This is a genomic window from Deltaproteobacteria bacterium (assembly GCA_029210625.1).
Taxonomy (GTDB): Bacteria; Myxococcota; Myxococcia; order SLRQ01; family SLRQ01; genus JARGFU01.
This window is the reverse complement of record JARGFU010000007.1, coordinates 26,047-42,886: the sequence shown is the minus strand read 5'-3', so window position 1 is coordinate 42,886 and position 16,840 is coordinate 26,047. Positions and strand designations below refer to the sequence as shown.

Here is a 16,840-nt window from a genome sequence, read left to right as displayed (position 1 = left end):
ACCGATGCTCGCTCCCCGCGCCGCCCGCCACTTCGCCCTCACCCACGGGGTGATCCACGCGGTCGTCGACACGGTCACGGTGATGACGGTCTACAGCACCCTCATCGTCCACGACCTGAGCCTGCAGTGGACCTTCTACGGCATCATCGCCTACGACCTGCTGGCCTTCGCCGGCCAGGCGCCCCTGGGCTATCTGGTCGACCGCCTGCGCTGGCCGCGGGAGGCGCTCCTCGCCGGCATCGCCCTCTCGGCCCTCGGCGCGCTCTTCCTGCCCCTCTCGGCGCTGGCGGCGATCGCCCTGGTGGGCCTGGGCAACGCCCTCTTCCACGTGGGCGCCGGGGCGCTCTCCCTCTATGTCCGCCCCGGCCGGGCGACGCCGCCGGGGATCTTCGTCGCCCCCGGCGCGCTGGGGCTGGGGCTGGGCTACCACCTGGGTAACGAGGGCATCTACGCCCTCGCGCCGATGGTCCTCGCCCTCGCCCTCTGCTTCGCCTTCGCCCGGAGGGCCGAGCACCCCATCCTCCCGACGATCGAGGAGCGCCCCACCCTCGCGATCCCGGCGCCCCACCTCATCGCCGCGCTGCTCCTCTTCACGATCTTCACCCGCGCCCTGGTGGGCTACGCCGGCGGCCGGGACTGCCCGAAGCTCGCCTGGGTGCCCCTGGCCCTCATCCTCGCCTCCTTCCTGGGCAAGGGCCTCGGAGGCTTCCTCTCGGATCGCCTCGGCTGGATCGCCACCAGCGTCGGCGCCCTCGTCCTCTCGGCCCCGCTCATCGCCTACTTCGGCGACTCCCCGGTGCTCCTGGTCACCGGGATGTTCCTCTTCCAGATGACCATGCCGGTGACCCTGGTCGCCATCACGGCCATCCTCCCGGGCCGCCCGGGGCTCTCCTTCGGGCTGGCCTGCCTGGTGCTGGTCCTGGGGGCCCTGCCCACCTTCTTTCCGGCGACCCGCGCCCTCTACCACCCGGCCGCCTTCCTGGGCCTGATCCTGCTCTCGGCGGCCCTCCTCTACCTCGCCCTCGGGCGCCTGCGGGGGCGGGTGCCCATGCGCTTCTCCGGCCAGGAATAATACATCGATTTACTGGTAATTATTTTTGGCTTGTGATCCGTTTTCCAGGCTACTAACTTCTAGTCGTCGAATATCGCTGTTTTATTCACGATAGGATTAGTAGTAAATGAACTGGTCGCAGATCCTCTCCGAGCCCTGGCCCTGGTGGCTGGCCGCCCTGGGCCTGGTCACCGTGAGCACCGCCCTCCTGCTGGTCGAGGGCCGGCGGCTGGGGGTGTCCAGCGGACTCTCCGCTCTCCTCGGCCTGGTCCCGGAGCGGGCGGCGGCCTGCGGGGACGGGCCGGCCGCCGAGTCGCCCCGCTGGCGCGGCGCCTTCCTCCTGGGCCTCCCCCTCGGCGGCCTGGCCTCGGGCCTCCTCGGCGGTGACCTCTCGCTCTCCCTCTCCATGGGCAGCCTCGGCGCGCTGGCCGGCGGCGTCTCCGGGACGGCCCTCCTCCTCCTCGGCGGCGGCGTCCTCATCGGCTGGGGCACCCGCCAGGGCGGCGGCTGCACCTCGGGCCACGGCATCGTCGGCTGCGCCCTCGGGCGGCGCACCAGCCTGGCGGCCACCGGGGTCTTCTTCCTCGTGGCGGCCCTGACCTCGAACCTCCTCCACCTCCTGGGAGGCCTCACGCCATGACCGCCCTCCTCCACCGCCACCGCTTCCTCCTCTGGGGCGCGGCCTTCGGCTTCGTCCTCTCCCGGGCGCGGGCCACCGACCCCGACCTCATCGCGGGGATGTTCGCGCTGCGCGAGCTCCACCTCCTCCTGGTCATCGGCGGGGCGGTCGCCCTGGGCGCCCTCACCTACCGCGGGGTGGTCTGGCTGCGCGCCCGGCGCCGGCTCGCCACCGATCTCGGCGCGATCACCCGGGTCTCGGCGCGCACCCTCGCCGGCGCCACGATCTTCGGGGTGGGCTGGGGGCTCTCGGGCACCTGCCCCGGCACCGCCTTCGTCCAGCTGGGCGAGGGGAAGCTGCTGGCCCTCTTCACCGTGCTGGGGATGCTCCTGGGGACCTGGCTGCAGGCCCGGGTGGCCTCCCTCCCCTCGCGGGCCCGCTCCGGCGTCGGCCTCGGGGCGTTGTCTCCGGCCAAGGGGCAGAGCAGACTGCCCTGAATGAACGACATCGCGCACGCCCAGCCGGACGATCTCGACCTCCCCTCCCTCCGCGCCTTCGGTGAGCGGCTCCACGTCGTGGACGCCGACTTCGACCCCGGGACCTTCTTCGCGCGCGTCAGCGAGGGCTTCGAGGCCCTCGACCTCGAGGGGCGCGCCCGCCACGCGGCCGACGCCCTGGCCGAGCAGCTGCCCGCGTCCTTCGCCGACGCGGTCGGGCTCCTGATCGACGCCTCCCCCCTGCCCCGCCCCCTGAGCGGAGAGGGCGAGGACCGGCGGGTCGTCCTGCCCGCGCTGGAGCTCGTCGCCCGGAACGGCCGCGAGCACTGGAGACAGGGCATGAACGGCCTCCACCAGCTCACCACCCGCTGCTCGGCGGAGCGCCAGCTGCGCATCTTCGTCGAGGCCGACTTCCCCGAGACCTTCCGGGTCCTCAAGCTCTGGACCCGGGACCTCTCGGCGCACGTGCGGATGCTGGTGGCGAGGGGCATCCGCCCCTACCTGCCGGGCGCCGAGCCCTTCTCCTACTTCGCCGACCGGCCCGACCCGGCGCTCGATCTGCTCGACCTCCTCAAGGACGATCCCATCGAGCGGGTGCGCGCCGAGGTCGCCGAGGCGATGAACGACATCTCCCGGGAGAACCCCGGCCCGACCTTCGACACCCTCGCCTACTGGAAGCGCGAGGCCACCCCCGAGCGCCGGGCCCTGGTGCAGGCCTCGGCCCGCACCCTCATCGAGGGCGGCTACCCCTACGCCGACGCGCTCCTGCGCCCGTGACCGATCGCCGGGGCCAGCCTAGAATGCGGCCATGCGTCGCCTCACGCTCTCTGCTCTCGCCCTCTTCGGCCTGCTCCTCCTTCCCGCCTGCGGCGGCGAGGAGATCCCCGATGGCTACGAGGACGGCAGCCCCGTCGCCGAGGGCAAGGCCGACGGCTTCATCGACAGCCTGAGGGCGAGCGCGCCCCTGCCCGCGGACGCCGTCCTCGACGCGCCGCTGGCGGTGCTCTTCGCGCCCGACGATCCGGTGAGCACGCTCGAGCTCACCCTCATCGAGGAGATCGCCGCCCGCCGGGAGGCCGACCCCGCCGCCCACGAGGAGGGCGAGAACCCCTTCACGATCCGCTACGCTGTCTACAACCTGCGTAACGAGCGGATCACCGACGCCCTGATCGACGCCGCCGCGCGCGGGGTGGACGTGCAGGTGCTGATCGAGGCCGATCAGCTCGACCCCGCCCGCGACTACAACCAGATGGACGAGCGCCTGATCGACGCCGGCTTCGAGTACGCGCCCGACCACCGCGCCCTCGACGAGGGCGGGCGGCGAGAGGCCGACCTGATCGGCGTCACCGGCAGCGGGCTGATGCACCTGAAGACCCGCATCTTCCAGGCGCCGGGCTTCGAGGCGGTGATCTCGGGCTCGATGAACCCCGGCGACAACGCCGTGCTCAACGAGGAGACCCTCCACCTCATCCGCGACCCGGCCCTGATCGCCCGCTACGACGAGGCCTACCGGGCGGTCCTCGAGGACCGGCGCGTCCCCAACGTCTGGGACGAGGGCGCCGCCCTCAACGTCCTCTTCACCCCCGCGGCCTCCGGGCCCCGGGCCGGCACCCGCCTGCTGCAGTGGCTCCAGGAGGAGGACGAGCAGATCCTGCTGATGGTCTACAGCCTGCGCGACGTCACCGCCGCGGGGGTCGACGGCTCCCTCGTCGACATCCTGAAGGCGAAGGCGAAGGCCGGCGTGCCCGTCTACCTCATCACCGACCGCAAGCAGTCCGACGGCGTCGACGCCGACGGCAACCCCGTCTATCGCAACGACCGCACCGAGGATCGCCTCCGCGGCGCCGGGGTCCACGTCTACGAGGTCACCAACCGCGCCACCCCCTTCACCGCCATGCACCACAAGGTGGCCATCCTGGGCCGGACGCGGATCCGGGTGATCACCGACGCGGCGAACTACTCCTACGCCGCCCTCGGCTCCGACACCCGCACCGCCCGCAACCACGAGAGCATGCTCTTCGTGGACACCGCGGCCGCCGGCCTGCCCCACCTCGGCCGGCGCTACCTCGGCCAGTGGATGAAGGTGCTCGAGCGCTACGCGGATCAGAGCGCCGACGAGGATGAGGCCCCCTTCGGGGTGGTCGCCGCCGAGCTCCTCGCGCAGGCCGGCTGGCCCGACGCGCCGGTGGGCTTCACCGCCACGGCCCAGACCGAGTGGGGGGAGAGCGTCCACGTGCGGGGCGACGCCGAGCGCCTCGGCGCGTGGGGCGAGCGCGGCGAGGGCGTCCCCCTCTTCACCGACGCCACGTCCTACCCCTTCTGGACCACGCTCGAGGACGTCCCCCTCCCGGTGGGCGCGATCTTCGCCTGGAAGGTGACGGCCGTCAGCGAGTCCGGGGCGACCCGCTGGGAGGCCGGCCCCAACCGCCGCTCCCTGGCGATGGACGCCTGCCTCCTGGGCGGCGGCGCGCGCTTCCACGGCGACTGGCGCTAGCCGGGAGAGGGGCTAGATCGAGGCCACAGCGATGCCTCTTCCCCGTTCATGAGCGCGAGCCACACCATCGAAGAGCGCGATCTCGGCCTCCTGCCCGCGACCGGGGTGGGCGTCGGTGCGATCGTCGGCGGCGGGGTCCTGGCCCTGGCCGGCGTCGCCTTCGCCACCTCCGGGCCCTCGGCGATCCTGGCCTTCGCGCTCAACGGCGGCATCGCGCTGCTCACCGCCCTCTCCTTCGCCGAGCTCGCCAGCCGCTTCCCCCAGTCCGGTGGCACCTACACCTACGCCCGCAAGGTGCTCACCATCGAGGCGGCCTTCGGGGTCGGCTGGGTGGTCTGGTTCGCCTCCGTGGTGGCGGCGGTGCTCTACGCCCTGGGCTTCGCCGTCTTCCTGGTGCCCTTCCTCGAAGCGCTGATCCACGCCCTCGGCGGCGAGCCGCCCGCCTGGCTCGGCGGCCGGATCGCCGCCCTGGTCCTCGCCCTCCTGGCGGTCGGCGGCTACGCCCTGGCCCTCCTGCGCTCGACGGCCGGCGGCGGCCAGTGGGCCACGGTGGGCAAGGTCGTGGTCTTCGGCTTCCTCATCCTGGCGGGCTTCTTCGTCCTGGTGGTGGCGCCGCCCTCCCTCCACACCCTCGGGGAGCGCTTCCAGCCCTTCCTGGCCCGGGGCGGCAGCGGCCTGCTCCAGGCCATGGGCTACACCTTCATCGCCCTGCAGGGCTTCGACCTCATCGCCGCCGTGGGCGGCCGGGTCCAGGATCCCCAGCGGAACATCCCGCGGGCGATGCTGCTCTCGCTGGGCACCGCCCTCGTCATCTACCTCCCCCTCCTCTTCCTCATCGTGGCGGTGGGCAGCCCCGAACTGCCGATCTCCCAGGCCGCGGCGAAGGATCCCGAGATCCTGGTGGCCACCGCCACCCGCGCCTTCCTCGGGCCGAGCGGCTACTGGCTGGTGCTCGTCGCCGGCCTCCTCTCGATGCTCTCGGCGCTCCACGCCAACCTGCTCGCGGCCTCCGCCTTCGCGCGCACGATGGCGATGGACCGGACGCTGCCCCCCCGCTACGCCGAGCTCTCGGGCCGGGGCCGCACGCCGCGGGCGGCGATCTTCCTCACCACCGGCGCGGTGACCTTCGTGCTCATCGCCGTGCCGGACGTCGCCACCGCCGGCGCCGTCTCCAGCCTCATCTTCCTGGCGAGCTTCACCCTCGCCCACGGCATCGCCTACCTCGCCCGGAAGCGGGGCAGCCAGCACTCCGGCTTCCAGACCCGGGCCTTCCCCCTGGTGCCCGCCCTCGGCGGGGTGAGCTGCCTGGCCCTCGGGCTCTACCAGGCGGTGGCGGTGCCCTCGGCCGGCGTCCTCGCCGCCCTCTGGCTCTCCCTGGGCGCGATGCTCTACGTCACCCTCCTCGCGCCGAGGGCCCGGACCGTCGACGCCGGCTCCGAGGCCTTCGACCCGGAGATCCTCAAGCTGCGCGGGCGCACGCCCCTGGTGCTCGTCCCCATCGCCAACCCGGCCAGCGCCCCGACCCTGGTGAAGCTGGCCAGCGCCCTCTCGCCCGGGCCGGCCTCCCGGATCCAGCTCCTCTCGGTGGTGCGCCGCCCGGAGGTCCTGGACTCGGAGACCGAGGGCCTCGCCCAGCTTCCCGCCCTCGTCGACGCCCAGCAGGTGCTCGGTGGCGCGCTGGCGGCGGCGCTGGAGACCCGGATGCAGCCCGAGGCCCTGATCACCCTGAGCGACGATCCCTGGAGCGAGATCGCACGCATCGCCCGGCGCACCCGCTGCCAGCGGGTGCTGCTGGGTGTCGGTGAGCTCGGCCCGGAGATGATCTCCGGCCCCCTGGAGCACCTGGTCGACTCCATCGACGCCGACGTCGTGATCCTGCGCGCCCCGCCGGGCTGGCGCCCCGAGGAGGCCCGCCGGATCCTCATCCCCGCCCGCGGCGGGGTGGACCACGGGCCGATCCGGGCGCGCCTCCTGGGCTCCCTGCTGCGCGCGGCGCCCCGGGAGATCACCTTCCTGGGGGTCCTACCCGCGGACGCCAGCCGGGAGGAGGATCGCCGGGTGCGGGCCCAGCTCGCCTTGCTCTGCCGCGACGAGGCCCCCCGGGCCAGCTCCGTCGAGGTGATCCACGCCGAGGCGATGACCGCCGAGGTGGCGGCGCAGGCCGATCGGGCCGACCTGATGATCCTCGGCCTCCAGCGGCGGCGCGGCGGCCGCCTGACCTTCGGCAAGACCCTGATCGAGATCGCCACGGCCACCCGCTGCCCCCTCCTGATGATCAGCCAGAAGGCCTGAGCCCCGGGCTCACTCCTCGGGCGTCATGGGGCCGAGGCCGCCGTAGGTCTCCCGCTGCTCGCCCGTGATCTCCCGCGCGGCGGTGATCTGGGCGTAGAGGGTGGCGCCCTCGGTGGGCGTCCGCGCGAAGGTCGAGCGATCGACGGTGTAGAGGCCGAAGCGCGGCTCGTAGCCCTCGGCCCACTCGAAGTTGTCCATCAGGCTCCAGTGGTAGTAGCCGCGGACGTCGATGCCCTCGTCGCGCGCCTGCGCGATCTGCTCCAGCGAGCGCACGACGTGCTCGGCGCGGCGAGCGCCGGTGTGGGTCGCCAGCCCCGACTCGGTCACCGTGATCGGCAGGTCGGGCCAGCGGGAGCCGAAGTCGGCCAGGATGTTGTAGAGGCCCGGCTCCCAGTACTCGTAGTGCATGTCGGGAACCCAGTGGGTCGCGTCGCCGGCGCTGGGGCACTCGTCGCCGAAGCCTCCGAGGGCCGAGAGACCGGCGAAGCAGATCATTCCGTCGACCCTCGGGATCAGCATGGATGACGCCCCGGTCACCGGGATGCGGGCGTAGTACTGCACGCCGACGAAGTCGATCTTCCCCTCCCAGTCCGGCTGCGCCTCCTCGCGCACCCGATCCAGATCGTTGTCGAACTCGCCGTGCACCAGCGCGTCGACGAAGACGTGGTGGTAGACGTACTCCACGTTCTCGGCGGCCCGGACGTCATCCGGGTGTTCGGAGACGACCATGACATCGTCGGCGTCCGGCCCCCAGGGCTGCCACTCGTTGATGTTGAGGGTCAGGCCGATGTTGGCGGCCACGCCGTCGCCATCGGCATCGATGGTGTCGTTGGCGGCGATCGCCTCGTAGATCGCGACGTGGGCCCGCAGGTAGTTCTTGATGACCCGGGTCGTCCCCTCGAGGTTCCCGTTGCCGATGTCCCCGAGGAGCAGGTTGCCCCCGGGCGGGAACTGCCCGATGCCGTAGGCCGCGATCAGGTAATTGATCGGCTCGTTGACCGTGCACCACTCGTCGACCCGGTCGCCGTACTCGGCGGCGAGCATCCCCGCCAGCTCGGCCAGCTCGGCGATGACGGCGTCCACGTGGGGCCCGTCCCAGCCGCAGAGGTTGGTGTCCGTCTCCGTCGCCGGGCAGGCGCTCTGCCGCGGGTCGTCCACCCAGATCGGGCTGGAGAAGTGGTGGACGGTCAGCATGGGCTTCACCCCCGCGGCGACCAGGCCGTCGATCACCTCTCCGTAGTGGGCCACCGCCGTCGCGTCGATCACGTCGCGCTCCGGCTCGATGCGCGCCCAGTTGATCGAGAAGCGATAGGCGTCGAGGCCCAGCTCCTCGATCAGGGCGAGGTCCTCGAGCGCCCGCGAGTACCCCTCCACCGCGTCCCCCACGAAGGTGCCCTTGCCCAGGCCCCCTTCCGACTCCGGCTGGGTGAAGACCCACCAGTCGGCGTGCTCGTTGCCCTCCTCGATCTGGGCGGCGGCCGTGGCGGCGCCGAAGGTGAAGGAGCCCCGCCCGGCCTCCCCCGCCACCGGGCCCGCCTCGGCGAAGGAGAGGTCGTCGCCGGCGCGGCAGCCGGGCTGGGCGAGGAGGAGCAGACCGGCCAGGAGGGCCGGGACCGGGAGCGTCTGGGGTGTCACTCGGGGCATGGCTTCACCTCTCACTGCGAGGGGAGGGAGGGGGGCGAGGGGGGCGGGGGCCAGAGCTCCAGGTGCAGGCGAGCACCTCCGGCGCGCTTGGCCCGGTACATCAGATCGTCGGCGGCCTGCAGCAGACCCCTGGCCTCGATGTCGGGGGCCTGACAGGTGATCGCGCCGAAGCTGGCGCCCACCTCCCCCGCGAGGGGGTCGATCCCGTCGAGGACGGTGGTGACCGCCGCCAGGAGCCGCCCGAGGGCATCCTTCGCGGCCGCCTCGCCGAGGCCGGGCAGGACGAGGCCGAACTCGTCGCCCCCGAGGCGCCCGACGATGTCGGTGGGGCGCACCTCCGCGCGCAGCCGCTCGCCGACGCTGGCCAGCACCCGGTCCCCCGCCGGGTGGCCCAGGCGATCGTTCACGTTCTTGAAGTGATCCAGGTCGATGAAGGCGACGGTGAGGGGCTCGCCGCTGCGCTGGCTCCGGGCGAGCTCCAGCTCCAGGTGGCCGTAGAAGGCCCGGGAGGTCCGGCAGCCGGTCAGGCCGTCGATGCGCGCCAGGGCCCGCTCCCGGCCGAGGGACTTGCGGTGCCGATCGAGGACCACCGCCGCGGCGACGAAGATCGAGAGCCGGACGAAGCCGTTCCAGACGCCGATCGAGGCGTGGACGTAGACGGTGCTGTTGTAGTCGGCCACGAACCAGAAGAAGCTCGCGACGACGGCGCCGACGAGGCCGAGGGTGAGTGAGCCGCGCCAGGCCAGGAGCGAGACCGGGACCAGGTAGAAGATCGAGAAGGAGAGCCCCTGGGTCACCCACCAGTCGACCACCGCGATGCCGAGGATCGCGGCGAAGGAGAGGGCAGCGACCACCGGCGAGGCGCCGGCCGCGCTCGGAGGGTCTTCGGGAGGGCTGGGCACGCCCCAGCATAGGCTGGGGGCCTGGCCCTCTGTCCACGCCCCTCGCGCTCATCGCATCAACGCCAGCGCCACGAAGGGCAGCACGATGCCCAGGGCCAGGAGCACGCCCGCCCGGCTGCGCCAGCCCCGCCGCGCCTTCACCATCACCAGGCCCGAGGCGGCCAGGAAGAAGAGGAGCAGGGCGAAGACGTCGGCCAGCCAGGTCCACGCGCCCCGCCCCTCGTTGAGGTGGAGGTAGTTCAAGGCCCGGAAGAGGAAGCGGTCCCTGCGCTTCTGGTGCTCGACCTCTCCGGTGGAGGGGAAGTAGTCGACGACGTCCTTCCCGCCCACGCCGTAGAGGAGGGAGAGCCGGTCCGGCCCGCGCCACATCTGTTTGAAGGGGACCTGGCTGCGGCGCAGCCGCTTCCCGATCGCGGCGACCAGGGCCGCCTCCTCGTCCCGGGCAAGCACGCCCGGCTCGCGGGGATCGTCTGCCAGCCCCAGGAGCTCGGCCGGGGAGGCCAGGGGCTCGGTCCTCTCCTCGATGACCGAGTTGAAGTCCCAGTGCTCGCGGTGGTTCACGGCGATGCCGCTGACCACGTAGACGAAGACCAGCCCCGCGACGAGGAAGCCCGCGTCGCGGTGCAGGTCGTAGAGCCACCGTCGCCAGCCCTTGCCGGGCCGGCGCTTCGCCTTGGCGTCGGACATCGAGGCGGGCGGGATCAGGCCTGGCGGAAGGCGGCGCCGGCGGCGCGGATCACGGCCTGCTTCTGCGGGCCGACGATCTCCATCGGATCGCCGAGCTTGTGCTCCTTGGCGTAGTGGCGGGCCGCCTCCTCGGGGATCTCGATCAGCTCGACCACGCCCTCGGTGGAAGCGTTCATGCCGATGACACCCTCGGGGACCAGGAAGCTCGGGGCGGTGAGCACGCGGAGGTTGCGGCCGCTCTTGTCCGGCGCCACCAGGGCGAACCAGCCCCGCTTGTGGTGGCACATCGCCGAGACGTCACCGGTGACCTTCACCACCTTGCCCGCGAACTTCTCGGGCTCGTCGAGGAGGGCCTGGACGGTGACCTCCGTGGCGCCGGCGGTGCTGCCCAGCGGGACGCCGGCCTTCAGCACGGTCGTCCCGTCGACGACCTCCTTCTCGACATCGGGGTGCTCGATCTTGTTTCCGGCGCCGGCGCTGCAGTCGTGGCCCTCGCCCTCCTTGGCCTCGGCCTTGGCGCCGCAGTCACCCCCGCAGCCCTCCTCGCCCTCGGCGTGCTGGCTGCAGTCGTGTGCCTTCTTCGCGACGGCGTCGCCGCCGCCACCGCCGGCCGGGGTGCTGACCGTGGTCTGGCAGGCGGGGAGGAGGAGGAAGGGAAGGAGGACGAGAAGAGAAATCGCGCGTGGGAGCATGGCGCCTCTCCGGAGGTGGGGGTTCTATGGGAGGCGCGAAGCTACCCAATCGGCACGGAAGCCGAAAGAGCGGGTGCATCCCCCACCCCTGCCCCACCTTGCCGCTCCCCGGCCCCGTGCCTAGCCGGGCAGCGGCCGGCGGGCCTCGAGGAGCTTCAGGAAGAGCTCGCCCTGCTCGATCGCGTCCTCGAGGGCGTGGTGCTTGTGCATCCGGTCGAGGGGGAAGCGCTGTTTGATCTGCTCGAGGCGGGTCTTGCTCCAGCCCGCGTCGCTCATCCCGAAGAAGAGGGCCCGGGTGTCCACGGCCGCCCAGCCGAAGGGGTTCTCCTCGACGTAGCGCCAGAGGTACCAGGTGACGAACATCCAGTCGAAGGGCGCGTTGTGGGCGACGAAGGTGGGGCTGCCGCCGTAGCGCCTCGCCTGATCCTTCACCCAGTCCACGAAGCGGATCATCACCATCTGGGGATCCTCTCCGTCGGTGTAGAGCTGGGCGTGGGTCTTGCCCGGCGCGGCCACCTTCAGCGCCGCCTCCTGGTACTTCTCGGAGATGGGCTCGAGCTCGGCATAGAAGGTCGTCCCCTCCTGCTGGCGGTCCTTGCCCACCACCCAGGCGCCCAAGGAGATCATCGAGAAGACGCCGGGCGCGGGCCCGGTGGACTCGATGTCGACGGAGATCCAGAGGGGAGCTGCCATGGAGCTAGCTAGGACCCCACGCCGCCCCGCGTCAACTCGGGCCGGCCTCGAGGCGGGCCAGGCTCCGCCATCCCCCCCTGAGAAAGAGGATGGTCTCCACCACCGCCACCCCGGTGAGGGAGGCGGTGATCCCCCACCAGAGCCCGCGCACCCCCATCTCGCCGGGGAAGGCCAGCAGCCAGGCCAGGGGGACCCCCAGCGCCCAGTGGGAGAGGGCGTTGGCCCAGAAGGGGGTGCGGGTGTCGCCCGCCCCCCGCAGGCAGCCGGTGGCCACCACCTGCACCCCGTCCGAGACCTGGAAGATGCCGGCGATGGCCACCAGCACCGCCGAGGTCGCCAGCACCTCGGGCTCGGGGGAGAAGATCGAGGAGAGGGCCCGGGGGAAGAGCAGGAAGAAGACGGCCCCGGTCCCCATGATCGCCGCGCCCAGCGCGATGGCGACCTTCCCGGCCCGCTCGGCGGCGTCGAGGCGGCCGGCCCCCACCGCGTGCCCCACCCGCACGGTCGCCCCCATCGAGAGCCCCAGGGGGGCCATGAAGGAGAAGGAGGCCAGGGAGAGGGCGATCTGGTGGGCGGCCTGGGCCCGGGCCCCCAGCCAGCCCGAGAAGATGCTCATGGTGGCGAAGAGGCCGACCTCCAGGAAGAGCTGGCCGCCGATGGGCAGCCCCACGTTGGCGATCCGCCGCAGGTGCCCGAGGTGGGGCCAGGCCGGCCGGCCCCGGAGGGCGGCGTAGTGGGGCCGGGCGAGGAGGACGAAGACCGCGGCGAGCATGCAGACCCGGACGATCGAGGTCGCCAATCCGGCGCCCATCACCCCCAGGCGGGGCGCGCCGAGGTTGCCGTAGATCAGCACCCAGTCGGCCGCGGCGTTCACCGCGTTGGCCCCCAGGGCGACCCACATCACCGGCCGGGTGTCCCCCAGGCCGTTGAGGAAGCTGCGCCCGGCGGCGAAGACCAGGAAGGGGAGGATGGAGTAGGCCCGGCCGGCCAGGTAGTCGCCGGCCAGCACGCTCACCGCCTCCTCCTGGGCCAGCAGCCGGAACATCCAGGTGCAGTCGATGAAGAGCAGGGTCAGGGGGATGCCCAGGAAGACGGCCAGCCAGGCCCCCTGCCAGAGGTGGCGGCCGGCGGCCTCCCGGTCCCTCGCCCCGACGGCCTGGGCCACCAGGGGATCGAGGGCCTGCACCACGCCCAGGCAGAGGATGAGCAGGGCGAAGAAGACCGAGTTGCCCACGCTGACCGCCGCCAGGGACTCGGTGCCCAGGGGCCCCACCATGACGATGTCCACCAGCCCCATGGCCATCATCCCGAGCTGGGTGGCCGCCACCGGCGCCGAGAGCGCGAGAGTCTCGCGAATCTCGCGCCTTAGCGAACGCAGCCGGGGCCGCCCGGCCTTCTCAGGCCCGGATCTGGCAGGTATTGTCATGTAGGGTCACGTCACTTTTCGATGGATCAGGTCCGACCTGATCGAATAGGTTCCGTTTTTTACCGCACCTCGATGCGGAAGACCCGGACCAAAAGTGTTGCGCCTTTCACGGATCCGGCTCGGAGAAGCTATTTTTGTCGGTCACCGGGGCTCCCCCGGGGGTCCGGCGGCAGTAGGGACCAGCGGAGATACCTGCGAATGCGGCTAAAGCGCCTCGAGATCATCGGCTTCAAGTCCTTCATGGACCGGACCGTCCTGCGCTTCGACGACGGGGTCACCGGGGTCGTCGGCCCCAACGGCTGCGGGAAGTCCAACATCGTGGACGCCATCCGGTGGGTCCTCGGTGAGCAGAGCGCCAAGCACCTGCGCGGCGGCAACATGGCCGACGTCATCTTCAACGGCTCCCAGGCCCGGCCCCCGGCGGGCATGGCCGAGGTCACCCTCACCTTCAAGAACGACACCCCCGAAGAGGTCCCCACCCGCTACCGGAGCTTCGCGGAGATCGCCATCACCCGGCGCCTCTTCCGCACCGGCGAGTCCGAGTACCTGATCAACAAGCAGCCCTGCCGGCTCCTCGACATCACCGAGCTCTTCCTCGGCACCGGCATGGGCACCAAGGCCTACTCGATCATCGAGCAGGGCCGCATCGGCCTCATCGTCTCGGCGAAGCCCGACGACCGCCGCGCCATCATCGAGGAGGCCGCCGGCATCACCCGCTTCAAGGCCAAGCGCAAGGCCGCCGAGCGGAAGATGGAGGCCACCCAGCAGAACCTGCTGCGGGTCGGCGACCTCGTCGCCGAGCTGGGCAGCCGGCTCAACAGCCTGAACCGTCAGGCCAAGAAGGCCGAGCGCTACAAGGCCTACAAGGCCGAGCTGCGCGACATCGAGGTGCACCTCACCTCCCACCGCTGGCTGGAGGTCCGCGCGGAGCGCGAGGCCCTGCGCCTGCAGGAGCAGACCGCCCACCTCCACCTGGACGACGACGCCGAGCAGATCCACACCTCCCAGGCTGCCCTCGCCGAGGCCCGCGAGGCCATGACCGCGGACGAGGCCCGCCTCGCGGCCCTGCAGGAGCAGGCCGCCCGCGCCGAGGGTGACGTCCGCCTCCACGAGGAGCGGCTCCAGAACCTCGAGCGCGAGAAGGAGAGCCTGGGCACCCGCGCGGTGGAGAGCCGCGAGGAGATCGCCCACCTCGAGGAGCGCCTCACCGAGCTGAAGGCCAAGCTCGAGGAGCTGGCCGCCGAGCGGGGCGAGCTCGAGGCCGTCCTCACCGCCGACAAGGAGGTCCTCGACGGCCGGCAGCAGCAGACCACCCGTCACCGGGAGGAGCTGGCCGGGCTGACCGAGCGGCTGGAGACCCAGCGGACCGCCGCCCTCGAGGCCGTCCGCCTCCTCTCCCAGGGCAAGACCCACCTCGAGGGCCTGGCCAAGCAGCGCGCGGACCTCGAGGCCCGGCAGGAGCGGGCCCGCGAGGAGCGCGAGACCTCTCGCGCCCGCATCGAGGAGCTGCAGGTCCACCAGAGCGCCCTGGGCGAGAAGCTCGAGGGCACCCGCCAGCTGCAGCTGCAGCTGGAGGACCGGCGCCAGGCCACCAGCGTCGAGCTGGACCTCGTGCGGGGGAAGATCGCCAGCCTCGAGGCCGAGCTGGGCTCCCTGCGGGACGTGCTCGCCGACAAGCGGGCGCGGCACGAGTCCATCGTCGCCATCCAGCAGAGCTACGAGGGCTACGAGCCGGCGGTGCAGACCGTCATGCTCCACCGCGACGAGGCCGAGGGCCTGGCCGAGGACGCCGTCGCCGGGCTGCTGGCCGACGTCATCCAGTCCCAGCCCGAGTTCGAGGTCGCCCTCGAGGCCGCCCTCGGCGACCGCCTACAGCACATCCTGGTGCGCTCCCGCGAGGCCGGCCTGACCCTGGTCAACTTCCTCAAGGACCGCACCGGCGGCCGCGGCGGCTTCGTCCCGATGGACGACCTGCGGCCCCACACCGACGCGGATCCCAGCTCGCTGCTGGGCAAGCCCGGCATCATCGGCCCGGCCCGGGAGGCCGTGAAGGTCGAGCCGGGCTTCGAGGAGATCGTCGATCACCTCATGGCGGGCATCGTCCTGGTGGACAGCCTGGAGGAGGCCTTCGCCCTCTGGCCCGAGCTCAAGCCCGGCCTGCGCCTGGTGACCCGGGACGGCACCGTCCTCACCGGCGAGGGCGTCATCCTCGGCGGCGAGTCCGAGAAGACCGGCATGCACCTCCTCGAGCTGCGCCGGGAGACCGCCGAGCTCGCCTCCGCGATCAGCAACCTCACGGCCGACCTCGAGCGCAACAAGGCCGAGCGCGACCGCCTGGTGAACCACCAGCGCAGCCTGGAGGAGGCCGTCCGCGACCTCTCCAAGAGCAGCCACAGCGAGCAGATCGAGATCGTCAGCCAGGAGAAGGAGCAGCACCGCCTGACCGACGAGCTGGAGCGCCTCACCGAGCGCCTGAGCCTGGCCACCCACGAGTCCGAGTCCCTCAAGGCCACGCTCAAGGAGATCGACCAGGAGGTGAAGCGCACCCACGAGCGCCTCTCCACCACCGAGCACGAGCAGACCGACCGCGAGCGGAAGGTCGAGGAGCTCGGCCGCGCCCGCGACGAGGCCGAGGCCCACCTCACCGAGGAGCAGTCCGAGGTCACGCGCCTGCGGGTGAAGAACGCCGCCGACGCCGAGCGGCACGAGGCCCTGGGCAAGGAGATCGCCCACCTCGAGCGCACCGCCAACGAGCAGCGCGAGCGGCTGGCTTCCCTCCAGGGCTGGCTGGGCGGCAGCGCCGAGCGAGCCGAGAAGATCCTCGAGGGCATGAACGAGGCGCGGGTCGCCGCCGCCCGGGCCCGGGAGGAGGGCCAGAGCCTTCGCCAGGGCCTGGAGCAGGGCCGCGCCGAGCTCGCCCGCAGCATCGAGGTCCTCAAGGAGCGCGAGGCCGCCCTCGAGCAGCTGCGCGAGGGCCGCGAGGCGCGCAGCACCGAGTACCAGGACCTGCAGATGGCCGGGCGCGAGCACGAGATCGAGCTGCGCAACCTGGCCGAGCGCCTGCGCGAGCGGCACGACCTCTCGGTCGGCGAAGCCCTCCACCTCTGGCACCACCACCGGATGCCCGACGAGACCGACGCCGAGCAGGCCGCCGCCCTGCGCTCCAAGATCGAGAAGATGGGCGAGGTGAACCTCACCGCCCTCTCCGAGTTCGAGGAGATCTCCGAGCGGCACACCTTCCTCTCCGCGCAGAAGGCCGACCTCGACGCCTCCCTCGAGCGCCTCGCCAAGGCCATCACCAAGATCAACCGCACCAGCAAGCGGCGCTTCGTCGAGACCTTCGAGGCGGTGAACGTCCGCTTCCAGAAGATCTTCCCCCGCATGTTCAACGGCGGGAAGGCGGGCCTGGTCCTCCTCGACCCCAGCGATCCGCTTCGCAGCGGCGTCGACATCCACGCCCAGCCCCCGGGGAAGAAGCTCCAGAGCGTCACCCTGCTCTCGGGCGGTGAGAAGGCCCTCACGGCCATCTCCCTGATCTTCGCCATCTTCCTGGTGCGGCCGACGCCCTTCTGCCTCCTGGACGAGGTCGACGCGCCCCTCGATGACCACAACGTGGGCCGCTACAACCAGACCGTGGCCGAGATGGCGCAGCGCTCGCAGTTCGTGCTCATCACCCACAACAAGGTGACCATGGAGATCACGGACACCCTCTATGGCATCACCATGGAGGAGCCCGGCGTCTCCAAGCTGGTGAGCGTGAACCTCAAGGCGGCCGAGGCCGCGACCGCCACCGCCGCCGCCTAGGGGCGTCTTTGGCATTCGCAGGGGCTCCGGGCTGGCCTA

Annotated in this window: 13 protein-coding genes; 7 read left to right on the top strand and 6 right to left on the bottom strand. The window is 72.0% G+C overall.

The annotated features are described in order from the left end of the window. The first annotated feature begins 4 nt into the window (after positions 1-4). From P1V51_08125 to P1V51_08100, 6 genes are all read left to right on the top strand, one after another. Positions 5-1,072: a hypothetical protein gene (locus P1V51_08125; GenBank protein MDF1562997.1), complete on the top strand. Its 1,068-nt coding sequence runs from the start codon at positions 5-7 to the stop codon at positions 1,070-1,072. Between the two features lie 106 nt (positions 1,073-1,178). Then, positions 1,179-1,691: a YeeE/YedE thiosulfate transporter family protein gene (locus P1V51_08120; GenBank protein MDF1562996.1), complete on the top strand. Its 513-nt coding sequence runs from the start codon at positions 1,179-1,181 to the stop codon at positions 1,689-1,691. Next, entirely contained in the window at positions 1,688-2,167 is a 480-nt protein-coding gene (locus tag P1V51_08115; GenBank protein ID MDF1562995.1) for a YeeE/YedE thiosulfate transporter family protein, read from the top strand. Before P1V51_08120 ends, P1V51_08115 begins: the two co-directional genes overlap by 4 nt. After that, positions 2,168-2,944, top strand: a complete 777-nt coding sequence (locus tag P1V51_08110) for a hypothetical protein (GenBank protein ID MDF1562994.1) — start codon at positions 2,168-2,170, stop codon at positions 2,942-2,944. 31 nt (positions 2,945-2,975) lie between these two features. Continuing rightward, entirely contained in the window at positions 2,976-4,661 is a 1,686-nt protein-coding gene (locus tag P1V51_08105; protein MDF1562993.1) for a phospholipase D-like domain-containing protein, read from the top strand. A 48-nt stretch (positions 4,662-4,709) separates the two neighbouring features. Next, entirely contained in the window at positions 4,710-6,953 is a 2,244-nt protein-coding gene (locus P1V51_08100; GenBank protein ID MDF1562992.1) for an amino acid permease, read from the top strand. A 9-nt stretch (positions 6,954-6,962) separates the two neighbouring features. Here P1V51_08100 and P1V51_08095 read toward each other — a convergent pair whose 3' ends face one another. From P1V51_08095 to P1V51_08070, 6 genes are all read right to left on the bottom strand, one after another. Then, positions 6,963-8,597 (bottom strand): family 1 glycosylhydrolase, encoded by a 1,635-nt coding sequence (locus P1V51_08095; GenBank protein ID MDF1562991.1) that lies wholly within the window; start codon positions 8,595-8,597, stop codon positions 6,963-6,965. A gap of 11 nt (positions 8,598-8,608) precedes the next feature. After that, positions 8,609-9,499 carry a GGDEF domain-containing protein gene (locus tag P1V51_08090; GenBank protein MDF1562990.1) on the bottom strand — a complete coding sequence of 297 codons (891 nt, stop codon included), beginning with the start codon at positions 9,497-9,499 and terminating at the stop codon, positions 8,609-8,611. A 48-nt stretch (positions 9,500-9,547) separates the two neighbouring features. After that, positions 9,548-10,186, bottom strand: a complete 639-nt coding sequence (locus P1V51_08085; GenBank protein MDF1562989.1) for a PepSY-associated TM helix domain-containing protein — start codon at positions 10,184-10,186, stop codon at positions 9,548-9,550. Positions 10,187-10,200: 14 nt separating this feature from the next. Beyond that, positions 10,201-10,878 (bottom strand): DUF4920 domain-containing protein, encoded by a 678-nt coding sequence (locus tag P1V51_08080; protein ID MDF1562988.1) that lies wholly within the window; start codon positions 10,876-10,878, stop codon positions 10,201-10,203. Positions 10,879-10,998: 120 nt separating this feature from the next. Next, positions 10,999-11,571 (bottom strand): 3'-5' exonuclease, encoded by a 573-nt coding sequence (locus P1V51_08075; protein MDF1562987.1) that lies wholly within the window; start codon positions 11,569-11,571, stop codon positions 10,999-11,001. 31 nt (positions 11,572-11,602) lie between these two features. Further along, complete coding sequence (locus P1V51_08070; protein ID MDF1562986.1) at positions 11,603-12,898, bottom strand: MATE family efflux transporter; 1,296 nt, start codon at positions 12,896-12,898, stop codon at positions 11,603-11,605. Between the two features lie 297 nt (positions 12,899-13,195). Between P1V51_08070 and smc the strand changes: the two genes are divergently transcribed. Then, complete coding sequence (gene smc, locus P1V51_08065) at positions 13,196-16,801, top strand: chromosome segregation protein SMC (GenBank protein MDF1562985.1); 3,606 nt, start codon at positions 13,196-13,198, stop codon at positions 16,799-16,801. The last annotated feature ends 39 nt before the right edge of the window (positions 16,802-16,840 follow it).

Bases quoted from the DNA above. Each gene is read 5' to 3' on its own strand.
- P1V51_08125 (MDF1562997.1), top strand. From the start codon at position 5: ATGCTCGCTCCCCGCGCCGCCCGCCACTTCGCCCTCACCCACGGGGTG.
- P1V51_08120 (MDF1562996.1), top strand. From the start codon at position 1,179: ATGAACTGGTCGCAGATCCTCTCCGAGCCCTGGCCCTGGTGGCTGGCC.
- P1V51_08115 (MDF1562995.1), top strand. From the start codon at position 1,688: ATGACCGCCCTCCTCCACCGCCACCGCTTCCTCCTCTGGGGCGCGGCC.
- P1V51_08110 (MDF1562994.1), top strand. From the start codon at position 2,168: ATGAACGACATCGCGCACGCCCAGCCGGACGATCTCGACCTCCCCTCC.
- P1V51_08105 (MDF1562993.1), top strand. From the start codon at position 2,976: ATGCGTCGCCTCACGCTCTCTGCTCTCGCCCTCTTCGGCCTGCTCCTC.
- P1V51_08100 (MDF1562992.1), top strand. From the start codon at position 4,710: ATGAGCGCGAGCCACACCATCGAAGAGCGCGATCTCGGCCTCCTGCCC.
- P1V51_08095 (MDF1562991.1), bottom strand. From the start codon at position 8,597: ATGCCCCGAGTGACACCCCAGACGCTCCCGGTCCCGGCCCTCCTGGCC.
- P1V51_08085 (MDF1562989.1), bottom strand. From the start codon at position 10,186: ATGTCCGACGCCAAGGCGAAGCGCCGGCCCGGCAAGGGCTGGCGACGG.
- P1V51_08080 (MDF1562988.1), bottom strand. From the start codon at position 10,878: ATGCTCCCACGCGCGATTTCTCTTCTCGTCCTCCTTCCCTTCCTCCTC.
- P1V51_08075 (MDF1562987.1), bottom strand. From the start codon at position 11,571: ATGGCAGCTCCCCTCTGGATCTCCGTCGACATCGAGTCCACCGGGCCC.
- smc (MDF1562985.1), top strand. From the start codon at position 13,196: ATGCGGCTAAAGCGCCTCGAGATCATCGGCTTCAAGTCCTTCATGGAC.